This window comes from Micromonospora sp. NPDC127501 (genome assembly GCF_040302185.1).
In the GTDB taxonomy this organism is placed as follows: Bacteria; Actinomycetota; Actinomycetes; order Mycobacteriales; family Micromonosporaceae; genus Micromonospora.
This window is the reverse complement of sequence record NZ_JBEORJ010000003.1, coordinates 475,520-498,814: the sequence shown is the minus strand read 5'-3', so window position 1 is coordinate 498,814 and position 23,295 is coordinate 475,520. Positions and strand designations below refer to the sequence as shown.

The following is a 23,295-nucleotide window of genomic DNA, read 5'->3' as shown; positions in this document are numbered from 1 at the left end:
ATTCCGCCCCGCAGCCATCGCCGTTCATCGACGTTCCCGAGGCTGTTGACCATGACAAGGCTGAGCCGTCGTATTTTCGTCCTCGGTGGACTGGCGACCGCCGGAGTCGCGGTGACACCCCTCCAGGGTGCCCGCGCCGCGGTGCCGTACCCTTTCAAACTCGGTGTGGCGTCCGGTGACCCGGCGCCCGACAGCGTGGTCCTCTGGACCCGGCTGGCACCCTCCCCGCTCAACGCCGACGGGCAGGGCGGCATGGCCAACGCCGACGTGACAGTGGAGTGGCAGGTGTCCACCACCGACCGGTTCACCTCGCTGGTCGCCTCTGGCTCGGTGGTCGCCCGGTACGCCGACGCGCACTCCGTGCACGTCATCGCGGGCGGGCTCGCCGCCGACTCCGACTACTACTACCGGTTCCGGGCCCAGGGTCAGATCTCGCCGGTCGGGCGGACCCGGACGGCCCCGGCGCCCAGCGCCTTCGGCCGCGACCTGGTGATGGCCTTTGCCTCCTGCGCCCACTACGAGGCCGGCTACTACACCGCGTACCGGCGGATGGCCGAGGACAACCCCGGCCTGATCCTGCACCTCGGCGACTACATCTACGAGGGCGGCGTCGGCAGCTCCAGCGTGCGGCAGCACGTCGGCGCCGAGATCGTGTCGCTGGCCGACTACCGCCGCCGGTACGCGCTGTACAAGTCCGACCCGGACCTGCAGGCGGCCCACGCGGCGGCACCCTGGCTGGTCGTGCCGGACGACCATGAGGTGGAGAACAACTACGCCAACATGGTCCGCAACGACAGCAGCCCCACGCTGACCGCAGCCCAGTGGACCGCCCGGCGCAGCGCCGCGTACCGGGCCTACTACGAGAACATGCCGCTGCGACCCGCGTCCGCCGCGAACGGCAACAGCATCCCGCTGTACCGGCGGGTCCGGTGGGGGCAACTCGCCACCTTCCACATGCTCGACACCCGGCAGTTCCGCGACGACCAGGCCTGCGGGGACGGCTGGAAGGTCTGCGCCGACGCGGACCTGGCCTCCCGGTCGCTGACCGGCGCCACCCAGGAGGCGTGGCTGCTCGACGGGTTGGCCCAGCGCTACGGCACCTGGGACATCCTCGGCCAGCAGGTCTTCTTCGCCCAGCAGCTCGACGCGAACGGGGCGACGAGCATGGACGCGTGGGACGGCTACCGGGCCTCCCGTAGCCGCATCCAGACCGGCTGGCAGCAACGTGGGGTGCGCAACCCGCTGGTGCTCACCGGCGACGTGCACCGGTCGTGGGCCAACGATCTCAAGGCCGACTACGCCAACCCCTCCTCGGCCACCATCGGCACCGAGCTGGTCTGCACCTCGATCAGTTCCACCGGCAACGGCAGCGGCAGCACGACGGTCCCGAACGCGGCGGCCAACCCGCACCTGAAGTTCTACTCGGACCGGCGCGGCTACGTCCGTACCACCATCAGCCGCAGCCAGGTCCGCGCGGACTTCCGCGCGGTGAACACCGTGACCGAGCATGGCGCGGCGGCGTCCACCGTGCGCTCGTTCGTCATCCTCGACGGCCAGCCCGGCCTGCAGGCCGGGTAAGGGAGAGAGCCACCATGACCGTGATCACCGCACTGCTCACCGCATCCCTGCTGGTCCCGAACGTGGTTCCCGGCCCGACCGCGATGACCGCCGAGGCGGTCACCTGGACCACCGCGAACAGCGTCGCCACCGGCGACCAGGACCTGCCGTCCATCGCCATGAACCGCAACGGCCACGTCGCCGTGGTCTGGGAGGACGACCGGGACGGCACCGCCCCGGAGGACGACACCCACAGCGAGATCTACCTGCGGCTGTTCCGCGACGGCACTCCCGCGTACGAGCTGAAGCTTTCCACCGGGGGGACCAGCGGAGCCGCCTGGCGACACCTCAGCCCGGATGTGGGGCTCGACGACCGGGGCAACGCCGTGGTGGTCTGGGCCGCGGACGGCGACGGCAACGGCGTCTACAACATCCAGTACCGGGTGGTGTCACCCGTCGGCGCGGTGCTCGGCTCGGGACAGGCCAACGCCAGCGACGCCGGGCAGCAGATCTGGCCGAAGGTCTCGGTCGACCCGGACGGCGCACCCACCAACGCCGCCGCCGTCGGCTTCACGGTGGTCTGGGAGGACGTGCAGGGATCCGCTCCCGCCACCGTCAGGGCCGCCGGCTTCACCGCGGCCACCACCAAGGCGTACGAGGTGACGGCCTCACAGACGACGGGCACGCACCACCGTCCCGACGTGGCGGTGTCCGCCTCCGGCGAGGCGCTGGTGGTCTGGGACGAGGACGCCGACGCGAACGGCTCGTACAACATCGGGCTGACCCGGCTGGCCCGGTCCAACGGCGCCGTGACGCTGTCGCGGCGTACGGCCAACGCCCAGAGCGGCGGGCAGCAGCAGCGTGCCTCGGTCGCGGCGAACTTCGCCGGTGACTTCGCCGTCGGGTGGGAATCCGACCACCTCGGTACCCGGGGTGTCTGGGCTCGATCGTTCACCGCGGCGGGTACGGCCCGGCACGACGAGGTCCCGGTCTCCACCGGCAGCGGTGCCATCGCTCCCGGGGTCGGCATCGACGACCAGGACAACGTCGTGGTGGGCTGGACGGTGTCCGGCACCAACCCGGACGTCTGGGCGCGCGGCCTCAACCCGGACGGCACGTCCACCGGCCGGCTGGCGGCCCAGGCGCTGAGCCAGACCACGACGGGTCGCCAGGAGCACTTCGCGGTCGCCGCGTCGCCCTGGGGTGAGGTGAGCGTCTGCTACACCGACGACAACGACGGCAACTCCTTCGACCAGGTGCTTCTCGGCCTGGGGACGACGAACTCCACCTGGCTGATGTCCGCTGACGAGCTGCGCCGACTGAAGGCGCGGGGCGCCAGGGCGAGCTGAACCGGTCGCCCCGGGTCGTCTGACATCTCCCTGTCGAGGAGGGGTCAGTCGGCCCGGGGCAGCCGCTCGTACAGGACCAGGGCGGTGAGGAAGGCCGTCAGCAGGCCGAGGGCGGCCAGCGCGGGCAGGATCCGGGCCACCGGCAGCAACAGGAGGACGACGCCGATCGCGACGAGCTGACCCGGCGTGCCGCGTACGGTCAGCCAGAGGAACAGCAGACGGCCGACGAGGTAGAGCGCGGTACCGCCGTAGAGGACGGCCACGGCCGGCCACCCCATCGGCTCCCCGGCGGGGTGCCGCGGCTGGTCGGCCAGGCTCGCGAGGATCAGGTGGATGCCCAGGGCGAAGTAGACCACCCCGGCGACCAGCGGCAGGTGCGCCAGCGTGTAGGCGTCCGACGCCAACTGCTGGCGACGCCGGGAGCGCGGCGAGGCTGAGGTCAGCACCTGTGCGGCGGCCGGGGCGACGCCCACGAAGTAGAGCCACCAGAGGCAGACGGTCGCGACGAAGCCGAACACCGCGGCCAGCAGCACCGGCCAGGCGATCACCGCCAGACCCGCGCCGGCCCCGGCCGACAGCAGGGACTCACCGAGCACGATGATCAGTACCAAACCGTGGCGTTCGGCGAAGTGCGCCCCGCTGCGGACCTCCCCGAAGCTGGCGGCGGTGGCGATCCGGCCGCCGCCGTAGTCGACGAGGAACGCCACGGTCCACAGCACGGTCTGCGCGGTCCCGCCGAGGACGGCTCCCACCAGCAGCGGGAACCAGGCGATCGTGGTGGAGACGGCGAAGCGCAGGGTCTGCCGGCGGTACTGCGGGTTGCCGGACGAGGCGTAGGTCATCAGGCCGAGGTGCAGCCCACGGACCACGATGTAGGCGATGGCCAGGGTGAGCGGCGGGCTCAACGCGCCGTCGTGGCGTTGCCACGCCTCCGGGATCACCAGCGCGCCCACGAAGATGGCGGCCATCGCCGCGAGCATCCCGGCCAGCACGGGGGCGTTGTCCGCGCGGACCTGATTGGCCAGCCAGGTGTAGCAGCTCCACGCGTACCAGAACCAGAGCAGGAGCAGCAGCCCCTGGTAGAGGGTGAGCGGCTCCGGCGACTCCGCCATGAAATCGATGAGCCGCGTCAGTGCGAACACCAGGACCAGGTCGAAGAAGATCTCGAAGGTGGTGGCCCGGTGTGCCTCCTCGACCAGCACCGGCCGGGATCGAAGGGCACGGCTCATCAGTTCATCCTCGTCGGTCCATCATCCTGCCCGGTGGTCGATGCGCGAAACGGACGATGTAGAAAACCTTCGATTGGTGCGTTGACTTCGACGTTTTACTACACAACAATCACCATCAATATTTATGCCCGTCTCCGTGGCCGTGCGATAACCCCTGGTCAACCCCGCCAGTATCCCAACCCTCAGTGGCCGCGGGTGCTCCATCGCTCCGGCCTGGACCCCATCGAAAGCGAGGGCACGATGAGAAACGGTCGACGATTGGCCGGCGGCGTCGCCGCGGCCCTGTTGATGGTCACGAGCCTGATCGGGGCCGCCCCCAGCGCCGCCTCCGCGGCCGTGACCCCCACGCTCACCGCTGCGGTGACCGCCAAACTGCTCGGCACCGCCGAGCTGTCCGCCGCCGGTGCCCAACCGGAGACCCGAATCACCGTCAGCCGCACCAGCGGCCGGTGGGCGTTCGGCACCGCCGTCGCGCTCGCGCCCCGACAGGAGGACGCCCACCCGACCGGGTCGATCTTCATCGCCCGGTCCGAGCCCGCCGGGTGGCGCATCGCCTTCGACGGCGAGGCCACCTTCGGTGCGCTGGCCGCCGAGTCGCCCCTGGTGACAAGCCAGGAGAAGAGCGTGCTCACCACCACCCCCACCCCGATGTACGCGGGCGGGGACTACCGGACCGGAATGGCCCTGCCGTTCGGTGTGGGCCAGACGTGGACGCTCACCAGCGGCCCGCACGGCTGGGGTGGAACCGAGTCGCCGTACAGCTCGGTCGACCTGGCCGGTGGTGACCAGGTGGTCCGCGCCGCCCGCGCCGGAGCGGCGTACACGATGTGTCAGGGGTGGATCCGGGTGATTCACGACCGGGGCTACTCGACCGACTACTACCACCTGTGGAACAGCATCTCCGTCAACGGCGCCAGCGTCGGCCAGGGCGCCGTCCTGGGCAACACCGGCACCGATGTCACCTGCGGTGGAGCCGCCTACGGCCGGCACGTCCACTTCGGGCTCCGGCAGAACAGCGCGTACGTGCCGATCGCCGGCCACGACATCGGCAAGTGGGTACTGGCCAACGGCGCCGCCGCCTACCAGGGCGGGGCGCGGCACGGGTCGGCCTGGGCCGGTGCCGGCGGCGGCCTGTACAACTACGGCGCGCTCGGCTTCAACCAGGGGGTGGTCGACGCGAACGGCGGCGGGGTGCTCACCCGACGTGCCGGGCCGGGGACCGGCTACGGCTCGCTGGGCTCGGTTGCCGACGGCGCCACGGTCACCATCTCCTGCTCCGCCAACGGCACCTCCCACACCGGCCGGTACGGCACCACGGCGCTCTGGAACCGGTTGAGCGACGGCAGTTGGGTGTCCGACGCCTACCTGTCGACCGGCGTGAACGGCCCGATCAACGGCTGGTGCTGACGAGGTTCATCAGTGCGGGTTGGCGGCCCACCGGCCGCCAACCCTCAGTCAACGCAAGGAGGGCTCATGTCCGTTCGCACCTTCCACCGAGGCCGGCTCCTGCTCGCCCTGACCACCGCCCTGACCGGAGTCGTCGCGGTCGCGTCACCGGCTGTCGCCGACCCCGGTGGGACGCCCGCGCCGGCCGCCCCGCTGGCCGTCGCGTTCGACACCGCCGCCGCGCGGTACGACGTGCCACGCGACCTGCTGGTGGCGCTGGGCTACGCCGAGTCGCGGCTGGACATGCACGCCCGCACGCCGAGCGCGGCGGGCGGTCACGGGCTGATGCACCTGGCGAGCGCCCCCGGCGTGCGCACCCTGGACGAAGCTGCCGCGCTCACCCGTCTCAGTCCGGCCGCGCTGCGGACCGAACCTGCGGCGAACGTGCTCGGGGCGGCGGCCGTGCTGCGCTCGTACGCCGATCAGGCCGGCCTCACCGCCGCGACGCGCGACGACGTGAACGGTTGGTACGGAACGGTCGCCCGGTACGGCGGCGCCAGCGAGGCGTCGGTCGCGCGACTCTACGCCGACACCGTCTACGACCTGTTGCGGACCGGGTTCACCGAGCGCGGCGAGACGGTGGCCGGGCGACCGGTCGCGCCCCGGCGGGGTGGCCTGGAGCGGGCCGCCGTGCTCGGCGGGATCGGCACCCTGAGCACCGACTACGGGCCGGCCGCGTGGGCGCCGGCCAGCACGAGCAACTACACGGTGGCCAGTCGACCGGGCAGTCACCCGGTCACCCGCATCGTCATCCACCTGACGCAGGGCTCGTACGCCGGCGCTGTCAGCTGGTTCCAGAACCCGGCCGCGCAGGCCAGCGCGCACTACACCTTCCGCTCCTCCGACGGGGCCGTCACCCAGTCGGTGCGGGAGAAGGACATCGCCTGGCACGCCGGCAACTGGACCTACAACACCGAGTCGATCGGCATCGAGCACGAGGGGTTCGTCGACAACCCCGCCTGGTTCACCGACGCGATGTACCGCGCCTCGGCCACGCTCACCCGCAGCCTCGCCGCGAAGTACGGCATACCCAGGGACCGGGCGCACATCATCGCCCACCGTGAGGTGCCCGGTGCCACCCACACCGACCCGGGCCCGAACTGGAACTGGACCTACTACCTGCAGTTGGTGAATGGAATCACCGGCATCGGCTCCGGCACGGTGACCACCGAGGCGTCCAGCCTCAACGTGCGCTCCGGCCCCGGTGCCAGCTATCCGGTCGTCGGCTCCGTCGCCGACGGCGCCACCGTCGCCGTCTACTGCCAGGCCGTCGGCAGCACTGTCACCGGCCCGTACGGCACGACCGCCGTCTGGAACCGGATCGGCACCAACCGCTACGTCTCCGACGCCTTCGTGCTGACCGGCTACGACGGGTACATCCCGAACGTGCCGCGCTGCTGAGGGCGCGCTACGACCACTACCGCTCAGGCGGCCGCCGACGAGCCGAAGAGCAGGTCCAGCTGGGCGTCCAGCGCGCCCAGCGCCTGCTCGGCGGTGTACTGCCCGCCCAGCAGATAGACGCCGAGCCCCTCCATCAGCGCCAGCAGGCCGGCCGCGGCGGCGGCACCGTGGCGGTCGGGCAGGACACTGGCGATGAACCCGGTGAACTGCGCGGTGTCCTCGTGCAGGCTGGGCGCGGCCGACGGTCGCACCGCCGTGTAGGCGAGGAACGCGAGCGCCACCCGCCCGTTGTCGCGGGTACGTTCGTCGAGCGGCAACAACGCGGCGAGCATCGTGCGCAGCAGCAGCCGGGGCGACGGGGTCTCGCCCAGCCGTGCCACCGCCTCGGTGACCCGGAGTTGGCTGCGCTCCCGCACCACGCTCAACGCGAACGCCATCATCTCGTCCTTGGTCCGGAAGTAGTGCTGGACCATCCCGGCGGACACGCCGGCCGCGGCAGCCACGTGCCGGAGGCTGACGGCCTCCAAGCCCTGATCCGCGGCGACCCGCATCAGCGCGTCCGCGATGAGAGTGCGTCGCTCCTGGTGATCGACCTTCTTGGGCATGGCCTCGATCGTTTCACAGTGGGTGGCCCGGAGACTCCGCCAGCGCGACGGTCACCGGCTGACGGTCTGGCTCACCGGAGTGCCCCGCGCGCTGCGCAGCAGGCCGTCCGGGTCGTCGGCGTACAGTCGCAGCTCGTTGACCGGCGTGGACCCGGCCTTCGGCAGGTCGAAGGTCAGCGGCCGACGCAGCAGGACGTCGATGCTGGTCTGGCTGCCGACCGAGATGGACACCACCCGGCGGTTGCCCTCCTGCTCGACCTGCACCGATCTGCTCGACGGCAGCGATCGGTAGCGCTTGCGCAGCGCCTCGACGTCCGTCCACGGGATCCAGATGTCCACGCCCCAGCTGAGCCGCACCCGCAGGCCCCGGTCGCCCACGACGTGCGGGTGGATCGTCATGCTGGCGAACAGGCCGATCATCCAGAGCAGACCCCAGATTCCGAGGCCCAGCACGATCCAGCGTGCGGGCCGCCACGGCACCACGTGGGTGACCACCACGTCGAAGATCGGGATCTCCACGACCGACAGGCCGATGAAGATGCCCAGGATCGGCTTGACCACGCCGAGGTAGCCGAACGGCTCGTCGCCGGGCCCCAGCGGCAGTGGCCGGCGCCGCGCCCACACGTACAGACTGCGCCACGTCGCGGCCTCGGCTTCGGCCGCCCGACGCAGCAGCGGGCCCACCCGCGCCCTGGTCGGTGTCTTCGTGTCGGTCATGGTCGTCCTTCCTGCTCGGGGGCCGACGGTCCGTGCGGCGTGACCGTTCCGGCGCCGCCGTCCACGGTGACGAGCTGTCCGGTGGTGATGGTCCGGGTGGCGTCCGGCACGCAGATGACGGCGGGAATGCCGTACTCACGGGCCACCGTCGGGCCGTGCGCCATGATCGCGCCGGTCTCGGTGACCAGCGCCGCGGCGGTGAGGAACAGCGGGGTCCAGCCGGGGTCCGTGGTCGCGGCCACCAGGACTTCGCCGGGCTCGACGTGGGCGGTGCCCGGGTCGTGCACGACCCGGGCGGGGCCGGTCACCCGGCCCGCCGACGCACCCACTCCGGCGAGCGTCCCGTCGCCGGTCGATGCCGCCGGCAGGACGGCCTCCACATCCGTACCGTCGGAGAGCAGTGCCACCGGCACCGTCCGACGCCGTAGCTCCCGGCGGTGCACCGCCCGTCGGGCGGTGACGGTGCCGCGCAGATCAGCACCCTGGTGTACGACGGTGTGCACCTCGTCGAGGGTCAGGAACATGATGTCGTCGGGCTGGCCCAGCAACCCGCGGGCGTGCAGGTCGGCGCCGATGAGCAGCAGTTGGCGACGGGTCTCGCGCAACGGGTACAGCCCGGCGAACTTGCCGGCCTCGCGCAGGCCGGCCAACGACCGCGCCCGGCGCAACAGGAAACCGGCGATCGTGCCGCGCACCGGCCGTCGACGGCGAGCCCGGGTGACCAGTTCCTCCAGTGCTGTCTCGGCCGCCGAGGCGGCCCGCCGGAAGCGCTGGTCGGGGCCCTGCTGCGGATCGGTGACCCGCAGGTAGTTGGAGATCGCGGCGAAGACCGGCGTGGGGTCCTCCGCCCAGCGCGGCACCCCGAGGTCGACTTCGGCGACGCCCCGGTGCCCGTAGACGTCCAGGAAGGCCGCCATGCCGATGTCGGGCAGCGTCCCACGCAGGTGGCGTGCGGCCAACTCGGCCGGCGGGGTGTCGAGGAGGAGTTGGCGGTGCTCGCCCACGCCCTGGGCGAGCCGCCAGAGGGCCAGGTCCATCTCGATGGTGACGTTGTGCGGCATGCCGCCGAGCACGGTGTGGATCTCGTCCGGGCCGGCGACGCCCTTGAGCAGCGCGGTCGGCAGGGCGGCGGCGAGCATCCCGGCGACGATCGGCCACATGATCGCGTCGGCGCTGTCGTCGGCGTCGGCCTCGTCCTGCGCCTGCACGAAGCGCAGCCGATCGGCGGTGGTACGCAGGTCGGCGGGGGCGGCGGCGCTTACCCTCAGCTGCTCGATCGCCTCGAACATCCGGGTCCGCGCGGCCTCGGGACGGGCCAGCGCCCGCAGGATCCCCACCACCGCGCGGCGGGCCGTCCGCAGCGACGCGGCCCCCGGTGCCCCGCCGCGCCGGGAGCCGCCGCTGCTCGGGGCGAACCGGGGATCGGCCAGCACGTGCTGCATCACCGCCTGGGCGCGTGGCCCGAAGTCGACCGCCAGGAGCTTCACCAGTCGCTTGCGGGACGACCTGTCGCGCGCGAGGTCGGTCAGGTCGCCGTAGAGGCGGCCGCCGATGTCGACGATCTCGACCCGCACCCCGAGCGCGGCGAGCATCGCGGCGATCTGCGTCCGCAGGGTCGACATGCCCATCGGGGTGACCGGTTGCAGCATGCCCTGGACGTGCCCGAATTCCAGGTAGACGCGGGGGAGGGGCTTCTCGCTGAGCGGTGGGGCGGGGAACAGGCTGGTGATCGGCCGGGACTGGAGGAGCCACAGCACGTCGTCCGCGTCGATGGCCCACTCGACATCCTGCGGGCAGCCGAAGTGGGCCTGCAACCGCTCGCCGGTGGCGCGGAGACGGGCCAGTTGCGTGGACGTCAGGCATCCGGCCTCGGTGCGTGTGACGTCGTCGAGGATGTAGTGGTCGACGGCGGCGGCGCCGTCGACCACTGTCGTACCGAGGCCGGGAGCCGCGTCGACGGCCATCTCGTCGCGGCGGCCGGTCAGCGGGTTCGCGGTGAACAGCACTCCGGCCACCGTGGGTGCAACCATGCGTTGCACGACGACGGCCATCCGCACCGTTTGGTGATCGATGCCCCGGGCGTCGCGGTAGGCGGTCGCGCGGTCGCCGTGCAGTGAGGCCCAGCATTTCTCGATGGCGGCGATCAGCTCGGCGGTGCCGGTGACGTCGAGGACGGTGTCCTGCTGCCCGGCGAAGCTCGCGTCCGGCAGGTCCTCGGCTGTGGCACTGGAGCGCACCGCCACCGGGCCCGCGCCGAGCCGCTGGTACGCGGCGACGACCTCGGCCGTGGGGACGACGCCGAGCCGGTGTGCCTCGGTGGTGACGCAGAAACCGTCGGGGACCCGCTCACCGTGCCGGATCAGCTCGCCCAGCCCGGCCGCCTTACCGCCCACCAGGGCGGTCATCTCGGCGGTCACCTCGGACAACGCGATCACGTGCATGGCAGCCCACTCTCGTTGCAATACAACTGCATTGCATCTGACCGTACCCTCTTGGCGATGCGACTGCAATGTCACGGCTGTGGGTGCGCCACCTCGGGATCGGAGGGTTGCCGGGATCTGCCATGCTCGGGCCGGTGACGACCGGCCGCCCCACCAGAGCCCGTTCCCACCGCCGCCCTCGAAGCCGTGCCATCCGCCTCCTCCTCGCGCTCGTCGCGGCGGCGGCCGTCCTGGGCGTCGCGGTGGTCGCGGTGCCGATGCTGCGACCGGCCGGGCCGCGCCCGCTGTTCCAGATGCCGGTGACCTGCGGCGAGACGTGGCAGCTCAGCACCTACCCCGGGCACGACGACTACGACGTCGATTTCTTCCCGACCGAGGGTGAGACGTGGGGGCGGCCGGTGCTCGCCTCGTACGCCGGAACGGTCACCGTGGCGGGCATCAACGGCTCGTTGGGTGGTCGGACCCCGGAGAACCCGGATGGCCCCCGGGGGCGCGGCGGCGGCTACTGGGTGAAGATCGACCACGGCGGCAAGTGGGAGACGCAGTACCTGCACATGCTCGAACCGCCGCTGGTCACGGTCGGTCAGAAGGTGGCCCAGGGTGACCAGATCGGGCGGCTCGGCAGCACCGGCAACTCCGGAGCCCCGCACCTGCACTACGAGCAGCGCCGCGGCTGGGACAAGGTCGAGACCCACTTCGACGGCACGCCGTCGGGCATCACCACCGACGAACGCGAACAGATCCTGCGGCGGGTGAGCAACAACTGCCCGGCCGTCTCCTGAGGACCGCAGTTTGCCCGGCACGGCGCGGGGGCACTGACTTGAGGGACAGCGCAGACGCAGGGAGGAGCCGGTCATGGCCAAGGGTGACGTCGACACGTACCAAGAGGACGGGCAGTGGAAGAACAAGCCGGAGGGCAACGAGCGGGCCAGCAGCACGCATGACGTGAAGGCCGACGCGCAGGCCCAGGGCCGTGAGATGGCCGCCGACCGCGGCGTCGAACACGTGATCAAGAAGCAGGACGGCACGATCGGGGAGAAGAACACCTACCCCCGCAGCCGTGACCCTCGGGACATCGAGGGCTGACAGCCTCCAGTTTCAGCGGACCGACCTCCTCGGCGTGACCGAGGGGTCGGTCCGCTTTTGCGTGGCCGGGTACGAACCGGCTTTGTCGCTGTACGAGAAGTTTGGGCGTTTTGTGGGGATATAGTCCGTATCGGGACTGGAGTGAAGGCTGGGAGTGGGCATGTCGTTTCGGGGCTGGCCTCGGCCGATCAGCAGCGCAGCGCTGGTGGCGGCCGTGATCGCCGGGGCTTTCGCGGTCGCGCCGCTCCCCGCGTGGGCGGCCGGGTCCGTGCTGTTCGACCAGCCGTTCCACAACAACACCCCGGACGGCGTCGGCGCGGTAGCGGTGCCGGGCGTGCCGGCCGCGAACGCGACCAACGCCGCCTGCCTGAGCGCCGCCGGCAACTCGACCATCGGCCCGCTCCTGAGCTGCCCGACGGCAACCGATCCGCAAGGCTCGGGCAAGCTGCGCCTCACCTCGGCCGTCGCGAACCGGCAGGGCGGTGTGTTCGGTGCGGTGAGCGTGCCCACCTCCCAGGGATTGCACGTCACCTTCAACACCTACCAGTACGGCGGCAGCAGCCCCGGAGCGGACGGGCTGGCGTTCGCGCTGGCCGCCGTCGACCCCGCCAACCCGCGGTCCCCGGGGGTCATCGGCCAGTCGGGCGGATCGCTGGGCTACTCGGCGGCGTTCAACGGCGGCTCGGTGGGTCTGTCCAATGGTTACCTGGGCATCGGGCTGGACGTCTTCGGCAACTTCAGCAACAGCCTCTACCAGGGCACCGGTTGCACGAATCCGCCGTACATCTCGACCACCAACACGCGGGTCCCCGGCCAGGTGGTGATTCGCGGGCCGGGCCGGAACGCGGTCGGCTACTGCGCGATCAACAGCACCGCTGGAAGCACCTCCACCCCCGCCCTGCCGCTGCGGGCCGCCACCCGGGCGGCGTCCGTGGTGCCGGTCGAGGTCGTCATCAACACCACCTCGTCCCCGTTCACCACCGATACCGGCATCACCACCCCCGGCGGCCAGTACCGGGTCAGGTTCACTCCGGTCGGCGGGTCGGCACGGATCCTGGAAGGACCCCTTCCGGTCGTGTCCCCGAGTCTGTACCCGTCGCCGACCTGGCTGAACGCCAGCGGCTACCCCCGGCAGCTCGCCTTCGGCTGGGTTGGTTCCACCGGTTCGGTCACCGACTTCCACGAGATCGACAACGTTCGGGCGGTCAGCTTCAACCCGGTGCCGGATTTGAACGTGTCCCAGACCAGCGCAGTCGGGGCCACCCCGCAGCCCGGTGACCCGGTCACCTACTCGATCACCGCCGGGGTCGATGCCGGGACCGCCGAGACGTCGCCGATCTCGGTCACCCAGACCGTGCCCACCGGTGTCGTACCGCGTGGCGCGTTCGGCTCCGGTTGGGTCTGCGCCGCACCATCCGGACAGGCCGTCACCTGCACCAACAGCAACGGTCCGTTCGCCGGCGGCACCTCCCTCCCACCCATCACCGTCGCCGCGACCGTCACCGGCACCGCTGTGACGCCGACGCAGATCCAGACCGCGACGGTGGCGACCTCGTCGTCGATCGACGCGAACCCCGGCTACTCCACCGTGACCACACCTGTCGCGCCGGCCACTGCGCCCACCGGCGTCACCGTCACTCCGGCGCAGAGCTCCATCGCCGGGGGCATCGCGGTCACCGTCGGCGGCAGCAATCTCACCGGCGCGACAGCGATCACCGTCGGTACGGCAGCCGAACAGCAGGCCGGCACCTCGGTGGTGCTGGTGCCGTGCACCTCCGGCCCGGCCCCCGGTTGCTTCACCGTCAACCCGAACGGCACGCTCGGCATCTCCGCCATGCCCGCCCGGTCCAGCCCGGCGACGGTCACCGTCAGCGTCGTCACCCGGGGCTCCGTCGGATCGGCGACCTACGTCTACGCGTCCGTGCCGGGCACGCCGACCACGCCCACCGGGGTCGCGGGTGTCACCAGCGCCACCGTGAGCTGGACCGCGCCGGCGAGCAACGGCAGCCCGATCACCAGCTACCTGATCACCCCGATCCGGGACGGCGTCACCCAGCCGATCCTCACGTTCGACGCCTCCACCACCAGCCGCACCCTGACCGGGCTGACAGCGGGATCGTCGTATGCCTTCCGGGTGGCGGCGGTGAACGCGTACGGGACCGGCGCGGCCAGCCCACCCTCGGCGGCGGTGGTCCCGTACACCCTGCCGGGTACGCCGACGAACACCTCGGCCACCGCCGGAACCAACGCCGCCACGGTGAGCTGGACGGCCCCGGCCAACGGCGGGTCGCCGATCACCGGCTACACCGTGACGCCGTATCTCGGCGGAGTGGCGCAGACACCCCGGGTCTTCAGCGGAACCGCCACCACCCAGATCGTCACCGGGCTGACCGCCGGTGCCACGTACACCTTCCGGGTGGCCGCGGCGAACGCCGGCGGGACCGGCCCGCAGTCGGCCCCCTCCGGGTCGGTGACGGTCAACGCGCCACCGACACTGACCTTCCCACCGCCTCCACCCGGCAAGGCGTACGACCCGTACGAGTACCAGCTCACGGTGACCGGCGGCACCGGCCCGTTCGCCTGGTCGGTCAGCGCCGGGAGCCTGCCCGCCGGGCTGACCCTCGACCCGGTCACCGGCCTGCTCTCCGGCACGCCCACCGCGTCCGGCACGTTCCCGTTCACCGTCCGGGTGACCGACTCGTTCGACCAGTCCGCGACCCGACCGGTCGACCTGGTCATCACCCCGCTCGGTGGGCTCTCCATCAGCGTTCCGGCGATCTCGGCGCTCGGCACCGTCACCTCGGGCACGACCGGCGTCTCGGGCCAACTCGGACCGGTGACCGTCACCGACGACCGCGGGCCGTTCTCCGGTAACTGGGTCAGCGTCGTCACCAGCACCAACTTCACCACCGGCTCCGGCTCGGGTGGCGAGACCATCCCCAACAGCAACATCACGTACGCCTCCGGGCCCGCCCTGGGCAGCACCGGGGTCGGATCCTTCGTCCCGCAGCCTGGAGCGGTGCTGAACACCCCGCGGACGGCCGCCGGGTGGTCCGGACAGACCGGAGGCCCGAACTCCGCCACCTGGAACCCCACCCTGTTGGTGGCCCTCCCGTCCTCGGTGGTGGTCGGCGACTACGTGGCGGTCGTGACGCACTCCGTCATCTAGCCCAGCCAGCTGTTGCGCAGCCCCGTTCCGTCAGACGTCGCTGCCCGGCCGTTCCGAACGGAACGGCCGGGCAGTCTCTGGTCCGGGAACGTCAGGCCAGCTGGGTCCGGCGTCGGCGGACGAGATACCAGCCAGCAAGGGTGGCCAGCACCAGCAGCGCGATGCTGCCCACCGTGTAGACCAGCCACCTCGGCCCGCCGGACGTCGCGACAGTCATCGGCGCCGCGACGGGCAGGACGATCGTCCCGGTCGCGGTGCGCTCCACGGTGCCGCTGGCGAGCTTCGCGTGCACGTCCCAGGTTCCGGCGGGCAGGGCCTGGTTGACCTCGATCCGAACCTGACCGCTCTGGCCGGGCAGGATCGTCACGCCGTTGGTCACCTTGAACGGGCCGGCCTGGACCGCCGCCTTTCTCAGCGACAGGGAGCCGGTCATGTCCAGCGCGCGTTCGCCGGTATTGGTGACCTTCGCGGTGACCACGGGGAACTCACCGGTGCCGGGCTCCGCGGCCAGCCCTTCGATCCGGAAGTCCGTGGGCGGCTCACCGCCCGGGCCGATGTCGAGGTAGACCCGGATGCCCACCCGGTGGATCTGGGTGACGTTGCCGGCGCGCTCCTTCGCGCTGGTGACCTGCGCCCAGACCGCGCCGTATCGCTCGCCCTTCGACGCCTTCCTCGGCACGGCGACCTCGACCTCGACCGGTCGTCGCTCGCCCGGGTCCAGTTCCATCGTGGCGGTCTTCAGCCGGATCCACCCGCTCAGTTCGTTGCCCGTACGGCCCTCGGGCACTGTGAAGGCGTTGTTCTCGACCGACGCCGCGCCGGCATAGAACTCGATCTTCTGCGTCTCGGCGGAGGTGTTCTGCACCTCGACCCGGCGGCTGATCGTCGCCCCGGGCTTCAGGTGATCCACGATGTAGACCTGGGCGCGGGGGTCCTGCGCCCGACTGGCCGGAATGTCCAGCACGCGGATGCTGATCGCGGCTTCCTCGGCCGGATCCTGTCGCTGCTCCCGCACGGCAACGGCTGGTGCCGCCGACACCCCGAGCGCCACGAGGGCGACCGCGGACAGCAGCACCAGCCGGCCGAACGGCTCAGAACACCGAATGTGTCACCGTCCCCGTGTAGACACCCTGGACGGTGCCGACGGGCACGTTCACCACCAGGGTGGGGTTCCAGGAGGCGAAGTTGTTGCCGGTGCCGCCGGTGTGGCTCATCGCCGTTCGGGGAACATTGATGATCACCTGGTCGCCGGAGGTCGGCTGCCCCGGCGTGAAGGTGCCGCCACCGGCGGTCGCCGTCGCGGGGCCGGACCAGTACAGGATGTTGATGCTCGGGATCGTCTCTCCGGAGGAGCCGCCGCCGGTGACGAAGTCGGTGGAGATGACGTTGGCGGTCCAGTTGGGGGTGAGCGCCCCGCGCTGGTCCAGCACGGTGACCGGGCCGAGCTGACCGGAGACCGTCGTGCCCTCCACGCCGTTCCCGATGTTCGCCGTCGCCGGGACCGTGATCGACAGGCCACCGGCGGCGTCGACGGTGAGCGTCACGATCGTGTCGCCCGTCGTGTCCGCGGCGGCCGGGCCGGCCAGCGCGACGACGGCGGCTACGCCGGCCAAGCCCGCGAGAATCTTTCTACGCATCGAGTCTCCTTTGTCCTCAACAACCCATAGGAAGCGATTCAGAGATTAACTACTCAAAACGCCCATACGGGGGCGAATAGTACGAGGGTCACCCGGTGGTTGCGCGCGATTCCGTGTGGTCCGGGCCAGCGTTCGTGGCGTCGCGGAGGGCGCACGGCAAAGGGGCTCGGCGCCGTCTTGACCGCCGAGCCCCGCGAGCGGATTCAGGCCGCGACCACGTACGGGAACGTGGCGGAACGGGCGGCCTTGGTGACGTCCGAGGTGAGGCCGGCCGTGGTGCCGGTGTTGAGGATCAGGGAGAACATCACCTCGGGCGCGTTGTCGGCCAGGGTGCGCCCGTTGCGGACCGCGAAGCCGAAGTTCGCTGCCGTGCCGACCTTGTACGACAGCAGGTCGGGGTAGAGCTGCCGGGCGACACTCCAGCCGTACGCCTGCGGGTCCGGTGCGGTGCCGTTCGCCTTGACCACCCCGGCGACCGCGTTCGCGATCTCCTCCCCGCCCTCGGTGAGGTCGTTGCTGGGGTGCCGGAAGTTGGCGGGGTCGGAGAAGTCGGTGTCGTGGGGCCAGAAGATCGGCCACATCATGGGGTGGCCGGCGCGGTTGATCTGGCGCCATCCGCCGGCGTCGGTGGCCAGCATGGTGCGACACCACACGCCGATCTCGGTGCCGTCGCGCAGGAGTGGCTCGTCGTGGGAGACCTCGAGGACGATCGACTCGACGGTCGTGCCGGCGAAGCTGTTCTTGGCCTGGTCGGCCCGCCACGCCGAGCGGTCCACCCGCAAACCGTTCTTGACCGCGCCGTTGATGGTGGCGAGTTCGTCCAGGTCGATGAAGAAGGGGTCGGTGATCCGGCCGGCCCAGATCCGGACGTTGCCGCCGGTCGTCACCTCGCCGGTTCGCCCCTCGGCGATGGGGGTGCCCATCGCGGCGTCGTCGCGGGCGTCCGCTCCGGTGAGTTCGTACAACTGGAGGGCCTGCCGGGAGTCGCCGTCCGGCTCGCCGAAGGCAAACCGGTAGGTCAGGTCCTCCACCTCGGCGCCGTTGATGTGAATCTTGATCTCGTAACGCGCCTCGGCGTGGAAGCCGCGCTTGATGTCGGCCTTGGTCACCGAGCTGTTGACGTCCATGACGAACACCGTGGCGCGGTCACCGTTGAAGACGTAAAGGTCGTCGATGTACAACTGGCCGCCCTGGGCGGCCAGGGGCGTATCGAGGTGGTGCGACATGAGCTCACTCCCGGAACTGCCGGATTCTGGACTAATCCGAACATAGTGGGCATGAGGCTGGCCTCCCCGCCCATCGAGTTAATCCGGTTCGAGGTGGGCGAGGGCTCCAACGGCGGTGGGCCGCCCGAGTTCTCCTCGGACGGCCCACGCCTTCGCTCGGGTGATCAGATGCGAGACCACTTCTGGTTGGCGGCGCCGAGGCAGTCCCACAGGTGCAGCTTGCCGCCGTTGTTGGGGTTGGCTTCCCGCACGTCCACGCACTTGTTGGCGTTGAGGTTGACCAGGTCGCCGGCGGCGTTGAGGGTGAAGCGTTGCGCGGTGTTCCCGTTGCAACTGACCAGGTTGACCTCGGTGCCGTTGGCGGTACCGGCCCAGGCCGGGTCCATGCACTTGCCCATCGCGCGGATGGTCCCGTCGGAGGCGAAGGTCCAGCTCTGGGCCGCCGTGGTGTTGCAGTCCCAGATCTGGAGTTTGGCGCCTTCGACGGGGTTGGCACCGGGGATGTCGATGCAGCGACCGCTCTGCGCGCCCCGGATCCGGTTGGTGCCGGGAGTCGGGTCGCCCCCGCCGCCCGAGGTGTAGCTGGACACCCGGACGTAGTCGACGAGCATCTGCTGCGGGAACTGGGTCGAGCCGTCCGGGTAGCCGGGCCAGTTACCACCGACCGCCACGTTGAGGATCATGAAGAAGGGGTGGTCGAACACCCAACGGCTGCCGCCGAGCCGAGCGGGATCGACCCGGTGGTACTGCACCCCGTCGACGTACCAGGTGATGACGTTCGGCTCCCAGTCCACCCGGTAGGTGTGGAAGGTGTCGGCGAGCGGCGCGCCGAGGGTGCGACTGCCCGTGATGCCGCCGCCACCGGAGTAGCCGGGCCCGTGCACGGTGCCGTAGACGGTGTTGGGCTCCCGGCCGATGTTCTCCATGACGTCGATCTCGCCGGCGTCGGGCCACCCGCCGCCGGTGCCGAGCATCCAGAAGGCCGGCCAGATGCCCTGACCACGCGGGATCTTGATCCGGGCCTCGAACCGCCCGTAGGTCTGGGTGAAGGTGGCCGCCGTCAACAACCGCGCCGACGTGTACTCGCAGCGCCCGTAGTGGCACTGGTAGTTGGCGGGATTGTCCCGGCGGGCGGTGATGACCAGGTTGCCCTGGCCGTCGTGGACGGCGTTGCTGGTGCTGTTCGTGTAGTACTGCCGCTCGTTGTTGCCCCAGCCGCCGCCGCCGATGTCGAACCGCCACTTGTTCTGGTCGACGGGCGTGCCGGCGGGGGAGTTGAACTCGTCCTGCCAGCTGATGGGGCCGATGGCGGCCTCGGCCCGGTCGGGGTGCGCCGGGACGACGAGCGCCGTCGCGGTCGCGACGAGGGCGGCAGCCAGGAGTACGAGGGGGCGGAAGCGGAGGCTGGGCCGGGCTGTGAACACGGGAGGCTCCTCAGCTTGGGGGTGGTGGAGGCGGTTTACGAGGATAGAGAGCGCTCTCTAAAGCGAAGCATGTCGATATCGTGGCTTTCTGTCAAGAGTGTTTCCAATATCACGACCGTCCGTTACCGCCCGATGCTGACCAGTGAGCGGCGAAGCGCCGATCCGGTCGTCGCCGGTGCCTTGCTCGGTGCCTCCGAGATGGACGACACCGGTCGCATCGAAGGAGTTCGGCGTGGCCGAGGGTTACTCGATAGCGGTCGAATCGACCCTTCCTATTGCCGTGGGGCGTCCACGCGGGACAGGATGACGAGGCGTGCCGGAAACGTTCCCGTAACCTGCGCGCTGCTGGTCTCTGTCACAAGGAAGTGGGAGTCAGTCATGAGCGAGGCGTCGACGGCGCTGGGTGTGCGCCTCTACCCGGATCTGGTCGAGCGGGGTGGCCTGGCCCCCGCGCTGATCGAAACTGCTGCCCGCCACGGGCTCGACGTCGGCCGGGTGACCGCGCCGGAGCAGGGGCGGGCCCGGTTCACCTGCGCCGAGCTGCACTCCGACGAGGGCGTGGTCTGCGTGGGGCTGGGGTCCCAGGCCCGGTACTTCATGATTGACCTGCGCGTCTCGGGAGAGGTTCTCGCCCGCGGTGACGTCATGGACCTGGTGCAGGTCGCCCAGGTGGCCGCGGCCTGGCGGGCCGGCCTGACGTTCGCCGAGCTGACCGCCCGGTTCCCGTTCATGGAGGAGATCAAGCACCGTCCGGCGCCGGTCGCCCAGGTCAGCTAGTCGGCGGGGTCGGGCAGGTCAGCAGCGCAGCCGAGGTGGCAGAGGTGACTTCGCACCGGCACTCCGGTTGAGGTAGGTCGACTGGACGAAGTCGACGAGGCGCTCCGCGTCGGTCGCAATCGAGGCCAGTCCGAATGAGACGCGGACCGCGCCGCCCGTCGGTAGCCCCAGCGCGGCGAGGTACTGGTCGATCGTGTCGACCCCCGCCAACAGCCGCTGCCGCATCGACGTCCGGCTCATCCCGAACGCGCCCTCGGCAGCGCCCGGGTTGCAGAAACAGCCGGTACGCAGGGAGAGCCCGGCCGTTGCCGCCTCCCGCGCCACGAGCCGTTCGTCGACCAGCGTGCCGTCGGGGTGGCGGAGGTTGAAGGTCACCGTGCCACCGCGCCCCGCACCCGTCGTCGGCCCGTACAGCTGGACCAGCGGCCCGCCGGTGTCGTGCCGCAGGGTGGCCAGCCGCCCCAGCAGCCACTCGGTGAGCAGGCCGACCCGGGCGTGGACGAGGTCCACGCCGATCGAGTCGAGCCAGCGCAACCCGAACTCCACGTCCGGGATGCTCAGGAAGTTGAGCGTGCCGTCCTCGAACGCCGACTCGTCGTCCATCGGCCGGTGCCAGTCGCCCTGCACGCTCACCGCGCGGATCGTGCCGCCGGCGAACCACGGCCGACGCAACCGGGCCAGCGCCGAACGGCGAGCCAGCAGCGCGCCGACCCCGGTGGGATAGCCGAAGAGCTTGTACCAGCTCAGGCAGACGAAATCCGGCCGGACGACGCTGAGGTCCAGCCGGTTCGTCGGCGCGAAGGCGGCCGCGTCGAGCAGCACGTCGTAGCCGCGCTGGTGGGCCAGCTCCACCCAGCCCAGCGGGTGCTGCACCCCGGAGAAGTTGCTCTGCGCCGGGTAGGCGAACAGCCCGCGCCGACCGGGCCGGCCCCACCGACGAGCCAGGCGGCCTCGGCCGGCGTCCAGCGCCGTGACCAGGTCCGACTCGGCGACCCGCAGCTCCGGCCCGTTCAGTGGCAGGTAGCGTACGGACGCGCGAGCCGACCGGGCGTACTCGCGGATGCCGTTGACCGAGTTGTGGTTGTCCCAGGTGAGCACCAGCGGCGCGGACCGGCCGAAGTCGTACGCCTCGCCGACCAGCCGGCAGGCGCCGCTGGCGTTCGGGGTGAAGATGACCGCGTACTCGTCCGGGTCGGCGCGGAAGAAGTCGAGCACCGCGCGTCGCGCCGACTCCACCAGCGAGCCCGCCGCCACGCTCGTGGGGTTCTCCGAGTGGGGGTTGCTGTACAGGCCGGCGAGCAACCGGTCGTGGTGGGCGCGAACCTGCGCCTGGGCGGCCACCCCAGCTCCGGCGTAGTCGAGGTACACCTGCCCGTCGGTGTCCAGGTGTCGGTACTCGGTGGCGCGAAGCTCGTCGATCCGGCCGGTGGCGTCGTATCCCGGCAGCGTCGTGGGGGAGGCGGGCGGCGCCGGGTCAGGACGCACGACGGGGATCCCGTCGGAGCAGGACCGCCCAGGCCGCGCCCAGGAAAAGCAGCACGAAACCGCCGAGCACCAGCCAGTCGACCCACACCGGCCGCGAGAAGCTGTCTTCGTACGTGGCCAGCAGCGGCGGGCCGAGCGGGGAGCCGCCGTCGCGCCAGAGCCGCTCCACCCCGGCGGTGTGCCCCAGGCCCTCGAACGCCCACCGGTTCGACATCGCGTAGCTGAGCCACTGACCGCCGACCGCCATGGCCGGCACCGGCAGGATCGCGCCGACGAACAGCACCTGCGGGAAGCAGAGCATCGGCAGCATGAGCGTCGCCTGGGCCGCGTCGGACACGGCCGCCGAGCAGAGCAGACCGAGGGCGAGCGCCGCCGCCGACGAGAGCAGCAGGGTCGCGTACAGGGCGGCGAAGTCGGCGCCGCCGACCGGCGGCAGCCGGTCCATGCCGCGCAGCACCCCGAGCAGGGCCAGGTCCACCAGGGCCAGCAGCGGCAGCAGCACCGCGACCTTCGCCAACAGGTACGGGACCAGCCGGACACCGGCGAGCCGCTCCCGGCGCAGGATCGGCAGCTCGGTGCAGATCTGGAGGAGCCCGTAGGTCAGCCCGAAGAAGAAGCCGCCGAACGCGATCCAGAACAGGATCATCACGGTCACCGTCGGGCTGGGTCTGGCCGGCTCGAAGGCCCCCGGGCGGAACAGCAGCGCGAACATGCCGAGCACCATCAGCGGCGAGCCGAGCAGGATCGCCAGGGTCAGCCGGTTACGGGCGACGATCTCCGTGTTGCGCGCGGTGAGGACCGCCCACTGGCGCAGCCGGCCGACGCGCCGGGGCGGCGTCGCGGCGACGTCAGCGTCGTCGGTGGTACGGGGCGGCTGTTCGGCCGTGCGCTGCTCGGCGAAGCGATCGGGCCACTCGGCGGGGTGCGTCGCTTCGTCGAGCCGGAGGTGGACCTCGACCAGGGACCGCAGGCCGAAGAACTCCCGGGCGGCGGCCGGGGTGCCGGTGAACGCCAGCCGGCCCTGACGGGTCAGCACGACGACCCGGTCGCAATGGTCCACGTCGGTGATCTGGTGAGTGGTCAGCACGACGGTGGCACCTGTGTCGGCGAGCGCGCGGAGCACCCGGAGCAGCTCCACGGCGATCGCCGGGTCCAACCCGGAGGTGGGCTCGTCCAGGAAGAACACGCCGGGTCGGGTGAGCAGCTCGACGGCGATGCTGGCGCGCTTGCGCTCTCCGCCGCTGAGCAGGCCGACCGGCGTGGCGGCCCGGTCGGTGAGTCGCAGCTCGGCGAGCACCTCCGCGACCCGGTCACTGATCTCGGCCGGCCTGGTGGTGGGGGGCAGGCGTAGTCGGGCGGCGTACCGCAGGGTGCGGGCCAGGGGCAGCTCGCGGTGGATGATGTCGTCCTGCGGAACGACACCGATGGTGCCGGCCGCGGCGGTGCGGTCGTACGTCACGGTGCCCGCCGCCGGTCGCTGTACCCCGGCGAGGATCTCCAGCAGGGTGGTCTTACCGGCGCCGCTGGCGCCGATGATCGCGACCAGCTCGCCCGGCGCGATGCTCACTGAGATGTCGGTCAGGATCTGGCGACCGCTCCGGACGCTCTGGCCCAGCCCCTGAGCGGCGATGCCGACACCGGCACGCGGGGGCGACGTGGTCTGCTCGGTCGTCATGTCGGCTGCTCGATCCGGTCGGGGAGTGGTCCGCCTGAATATCGTGCCTCGCCGATGCTACTGAGCGGCCG

18 protein-coding genes are annotated in these 23,295 nt (G+C 71.2%); 8 read left to right on the top strand and 10 right to left on the bottom strand.

The features are described 5' to 3' along the window. The first annotated feature begins 51 nt into the window (after positions 1-51). Both ABTW72_RS09625 and ABTW72_RS09620 read left to right on the top strand, forming a co-directional pair. Positions 52-1,578 (top strand): alkaline phosphatase D family protein, encoded by a 1,527-nt coding sequence (locus ABTW72_RS09625; RefSeq protein WP_350856486.1) that lies wholly within the window; start codon positions 52-54, stop codon positions 1,576-1,578. A gap of 14 nt (positions 1,579-1,592) precedes the next feature. Beyond that, the gene (locus tag ABTW72_RS09620) at positions 1,593-2,906 is read left to right on the top strand and encodes a hypothetical protein (protein ID WP_350856484.1); all 1,314 of its coding nucleotides are present in this window, start codon (positions 1,593-1,595) and stop codon (positions 2,904-2,906) included. A gap of 44 nt (positions 2,907-2,950) precedes the next feature. Here the strand turns inward: ABTW72_RS09620 and ABTW72_RS09615 are convergent, their stop codons facing one another. After that, the gene (locus ABTW72_RS09615; protein ID WP_350856481.1) at positions 2,951-4,135 is read right to left on the bottom strand and encodes a low temperature requirement protein A; all 1,185 of its coding nucleotides are present in this window, start codon (positions 4,133-4,135) and stop codon (positions 2,951-2,953) included. 240 nt (positions 4,136-4,375) lie between these two features. On the opposite strand from ABTW72_RS09615, the gene ABTW72_RS09610 reads away from it, so the two are divergent. Together ABTW72_RS09610 and ABTW72_RS09605 are read left to right on the top strand one after the other, a co-directional pair. Beyond that, complete coding sequence (locus ABTW72_RS09610) at positions 4,376-5,542, top strand: peptidoglycan DD-metalloendopeptidase family protein (RefSeq protein ID WP_350856479.1); 1,167 nt, start codon at positions 4,376-4,378, stop codon at positions 5,540-5,542. A 66-nt stretch (positions 5,543-5,608) separates the two neighbouring features. Continuing rightward, entirely contained in the window at positions 5,609-6,982 is a 1,374-nt protein-coding gene (locus ABTW72_RS09605) for an N-acetylmuramoyl-L-alanine amidase (protein ID WP_350856476.1), read from the top strand. 23 nt (positions 6,983-7,005) lie between these two features. Here ABTW72_RS09605 and ABTW72_RS09600 read toward each other — a convergent pair whose 3' ends face one another. Genes ABTW72_RS09600 through ABTW72_RS09590 form a run of 3 tightly spaced genes read right to left on the bottom strand, consistent with a single transcriptional unit; the run spans position 7,006 to position 10,745 of the window. Then, a complete protein-coding gene (locus ABTW72_RS09600; RefSeq protein WP_350856473.1) occupies positions 7,006-7,587 on the bottom strand; it encodes a TetR/AcrR family transcriptional regulator in 582 nt (193 codons plus the stop codon). Between the two features lie 51 nt (positions 7,588-7,638). Further along, positions 7,639-8,304, bottom strand: coding sequence for a hypothetical protein (locus ABTW72_RS09595; protein ID WP_350856470.1), 666 nt, complete (start codon positions 8,302-8,304; stop codon positions 7,639-7,641). Further along, a complete protein-coding gene (locus ABTW72_RS09590; protein WP_350856468.1) occupies positions 8,301-10,745 on the bottom strand; it encodes a PEP/pyruvate-binding domain-containing protein in 2,445 nt (814 codons plus the stop codon). The genes ABTW72_RS09595 and ABTW72_RS09590 overlap by 4 nt, the downstream gene beginning before the upstream one ends. 122 nt (positions 10,746-10,867) lie before the next feature. Here ABTW72_RS09590 and ABTW72_RS09585 point away from each other — a divergent pair, with 122 nt between their 5' ends. The 3 genes from ABTW72_RS09585 (at position 10,868) to ABTW72_RS09575 (ending at position 15,000) form a co-directional block, all read left to right on the top strand. After that, a complete protein-coding gene (locus ABTW72_RS09585) occupies positions 10,868-11,527 on the top strand; it encodes a M23 family metallopeptidase (protein ID WP_350856466.1) in 660 nt (219 codons plus the stop codon). Between the two features lie 73 nt (positions 11,528-11,600). Continuing rightward, positions 11,601-11,831, top strand: coding sequence for a DUF2188 domain-containing protein (locus tag ABTW72_RS09580; protein WP_088947139.1), 231 nt, complete (start codon positions 11,601-11,603; stop codon positions 11,829-11,831). A 160-nt stretch (positions 11,832-11,991) separates the two neighbouring features. Further along, complete coding sequence (locus ABTW72_RS09575) at positions 11,992-15,000, top strand: fibronectin type III domain-containing protein (protein WP_350856463.1); 3,009 nt, start codon at positions 11,992-11,994, stop codon at positions 14,998-15,000. 91 nt (positions 15,001-15,091) lie between these two features. On the opposite strand, the gene ABTW72_RS09570 is transcribed toward ABTW72_RS09575, so the two are convergent. The 4 genes from ABTW72_RS09570 to ABTW72_RS09555 all read right to left on the bottom strand — a co-directional run bounded on the left by ABTW72_RS09570 (position 15,092) and on the right by ABTW72_RS09555 (position 19,287). Beyond that, positions 15,092-16,075 (bottom strand): COG1361 family protein, encoded by a 984-nt coding sequence (locus ABTW72_RS09570; protein WP_350856460.1) that lies wholly within the window; start codon positions 16,073-16,075, stop codon positions 15,092-15,094. 16 nt (positions 16,076-16,091) lie between these two features. Continuing rightward, entirely contained in the window at positions 16,092-16,637 is a 546-nt protein-coding gene (locus ABTW72_RS09565) for a hypothetical protein (protein ID WP_350856457.1), read from the bottom strand. A 203-nt stretch (positions 16,638-16,840) separates the two neighbouring features. Beyond that, positions 16,841-17,863, bottom strand: a complete 1,023-nt coding sequence (locus ABTW72_RS09560; protein WP_350856454.1) for a DUF4331 family protein — start codon at positions 17,861-17,863, stop codon at positions 16,841-16,843. A gap of 164 nt (positions 17,864-18,027) precedes the next feature. Beyond that, positions 18,028-19,287 carry a family 16 glycosylhydrolase gene (locus ABTW72_RS09555; RefSeq protein WP_350856451.1) on the bottom strand — a complete coding sequence of 420 codons (1,260 nt, stop codon included), beginning with the start codon at positions 19,285-19,287 and terminating at the stop codon, positions 18,028-18,030. Between the two features lie 378 nt (positions 19,288-19,665). Between ABTW72_RS09555 and ABTW72_RS09550 the strand changes: the two genes are divergently transcribed. After that, positions 19,666-20,064 (top strand): hypothetical protein, encoded by a 399-nt coding sequence (locus tag ABTW72_RS09550; RefSeq protein ID WP_112585399.1) that lies wholly within the window; start codon positions 19,666-19,668, stop codon positions 20,062-20,064. A gap of 18 nt (positions 20,065-20,082) precedes the next feature. Here the strand turns inward: ABTW72_RS09550 and ABTW72_RS09545 are convergent, their stop codons facing one another. Both ABTW72_RS09545 and ABTW72_RS09540 read right to left on the bottom strand, forming a co-directional pair. Beyond that, positions 20,083-21,549 carry an aminotransferase class V-fold PLP-dependent enzyme gene (locus tag ABTW72_RS09545; RefSeq protein WP_350856448.1) on the bottom strand — a complete coding sequence of 489 codons (1,467 nt, stop codon included), beginning with the start codon at positions 21,547-21,549 and terminating at the stop codon, positions 20,083-20,085. Then, entirely contained in the window at positions 21,539-23,224 is a 1,686-nt protein-coding gene (locus ABTW72_RS09540; RefSeq protein ID WP_350856445.1) for an ABC transporter ATP-binding protein/permease, read from the bottom strand. The genes ABTW72_RS09545 and ABTW72_RS09540 overlap by 11 nt, the downstream gene beginning before the upstream one ends. Positions 23,225-23,295: the final 71 nt, after the last annotated feature.

Bases quoted from the DNA above. Each gene is read 5' to 3' on its own strand.
- ABTW72_RS09580 (WP_088947139.1), top strand. From the start codon at position 11,601: ATGGCCAAGGGTGACGTCGACACGTACCAAGAGGACGGGCAGTGGAAG.
- ABTW72_RS09550 (WP_112585399.1), top strand. From the start codon at position 19,666: ATGAGCGAGGCGTCGACGGCGCTGGGTGTGCGCCTCTACCCGGATCTG.
- ABTW72_RS09610 (WP_350856479.1), top strand. From the start codon at position 4,376: ATGAGAAACGGTCGACGATTGGCCGGCGGCGTCGCCGCGGCCCTGTTG.
- ABTW72_RS09590 (WP_350856468.1), bottom strand. From the start codon at position 10,745: ATGCACGTGATCGCGTTGTCCGAGGTGACCGCCGAGATGACCGCCCTG.
- ABTW72_RS09585 (WP_350856466.1), top strand. From the start codon at position 10,868: ATGCTCGGGCCGGTGACGACCGGCCGCCCCACCAGAGCCCGTTCCCAC.
- ABTW72_RS09540 (WP_350856445.1), bottom strand. From the start codon at position 23,224: ATGACGACCGAGCAGACCACGTCGCCCCCGCGTGCCGGTGTCGGCATC.
- ABTW72_RS09560 (WP_350856454.1), bottom strand. From the start codon at position 17,863: ATGTCGCACCACCTCGATACGCCCCTGGCCGCCCAGGGCGGCCAGTTG.
- ABTW72_RS09605 (WP_350856476.1), top strand. From the start codon at position 5,609: ATGTCCGTTCGCACCTTCCACCGAGGCCGGCTCCTGCTCGCCCTGACC.
- ABTW72_RS09600 (WP_350856473.1), bottom strand. From the start codon at position 7,587: ATGCCCAAGAAGGTCGATCACCAGGAGCGACGCACTCTCATCGCGGAC.
- ABTW72_RS09615 (WP_350856481.1), bottom strand. From the start codon at position 4,135: ATGAGCCGTGCCCTTCGATCCCGGCCGGTGCTGGTCGAGGAGGCACAC.
- ABTW72_RS09595 (WP_350856470.1), bottom strand. From the start codon at position 8,304: ATGACCGACACGAAGACACCGACCAGGGCGCGGGTGGGCCCGCTGCTG.
- ABTW72_RS09575 (WP_350856463.1), top strand. From the start codon at position 11,992: ATGTCGTTTCGGGGCTGGCCTCGGCCGATCAGCAGCGCAGCGCTGGTG.
- ABTW72_RS09620 (WP_350856484.1), top strand. From the start codon at position 1,593: ATGACCGTGATCACCGCACTGCTCACCGCATCCCTGCTGGTCCCGAAC.
- ABTW72_RS09565 (WP_350856457.1), bottom strand. From the start codon at position 16,637: ATGCGTAGAAAGATTCTCGCGGGCTTGGCCGGCGTAGCCGCCGTCGTC.
- ABTW72_RS09625 (WP_350856486.1), top strand. From the start codon at position 52: ATGACAAGGCTGAGCCGTCGTATTTTCGTCCTCGGTGGACTGGCGACC.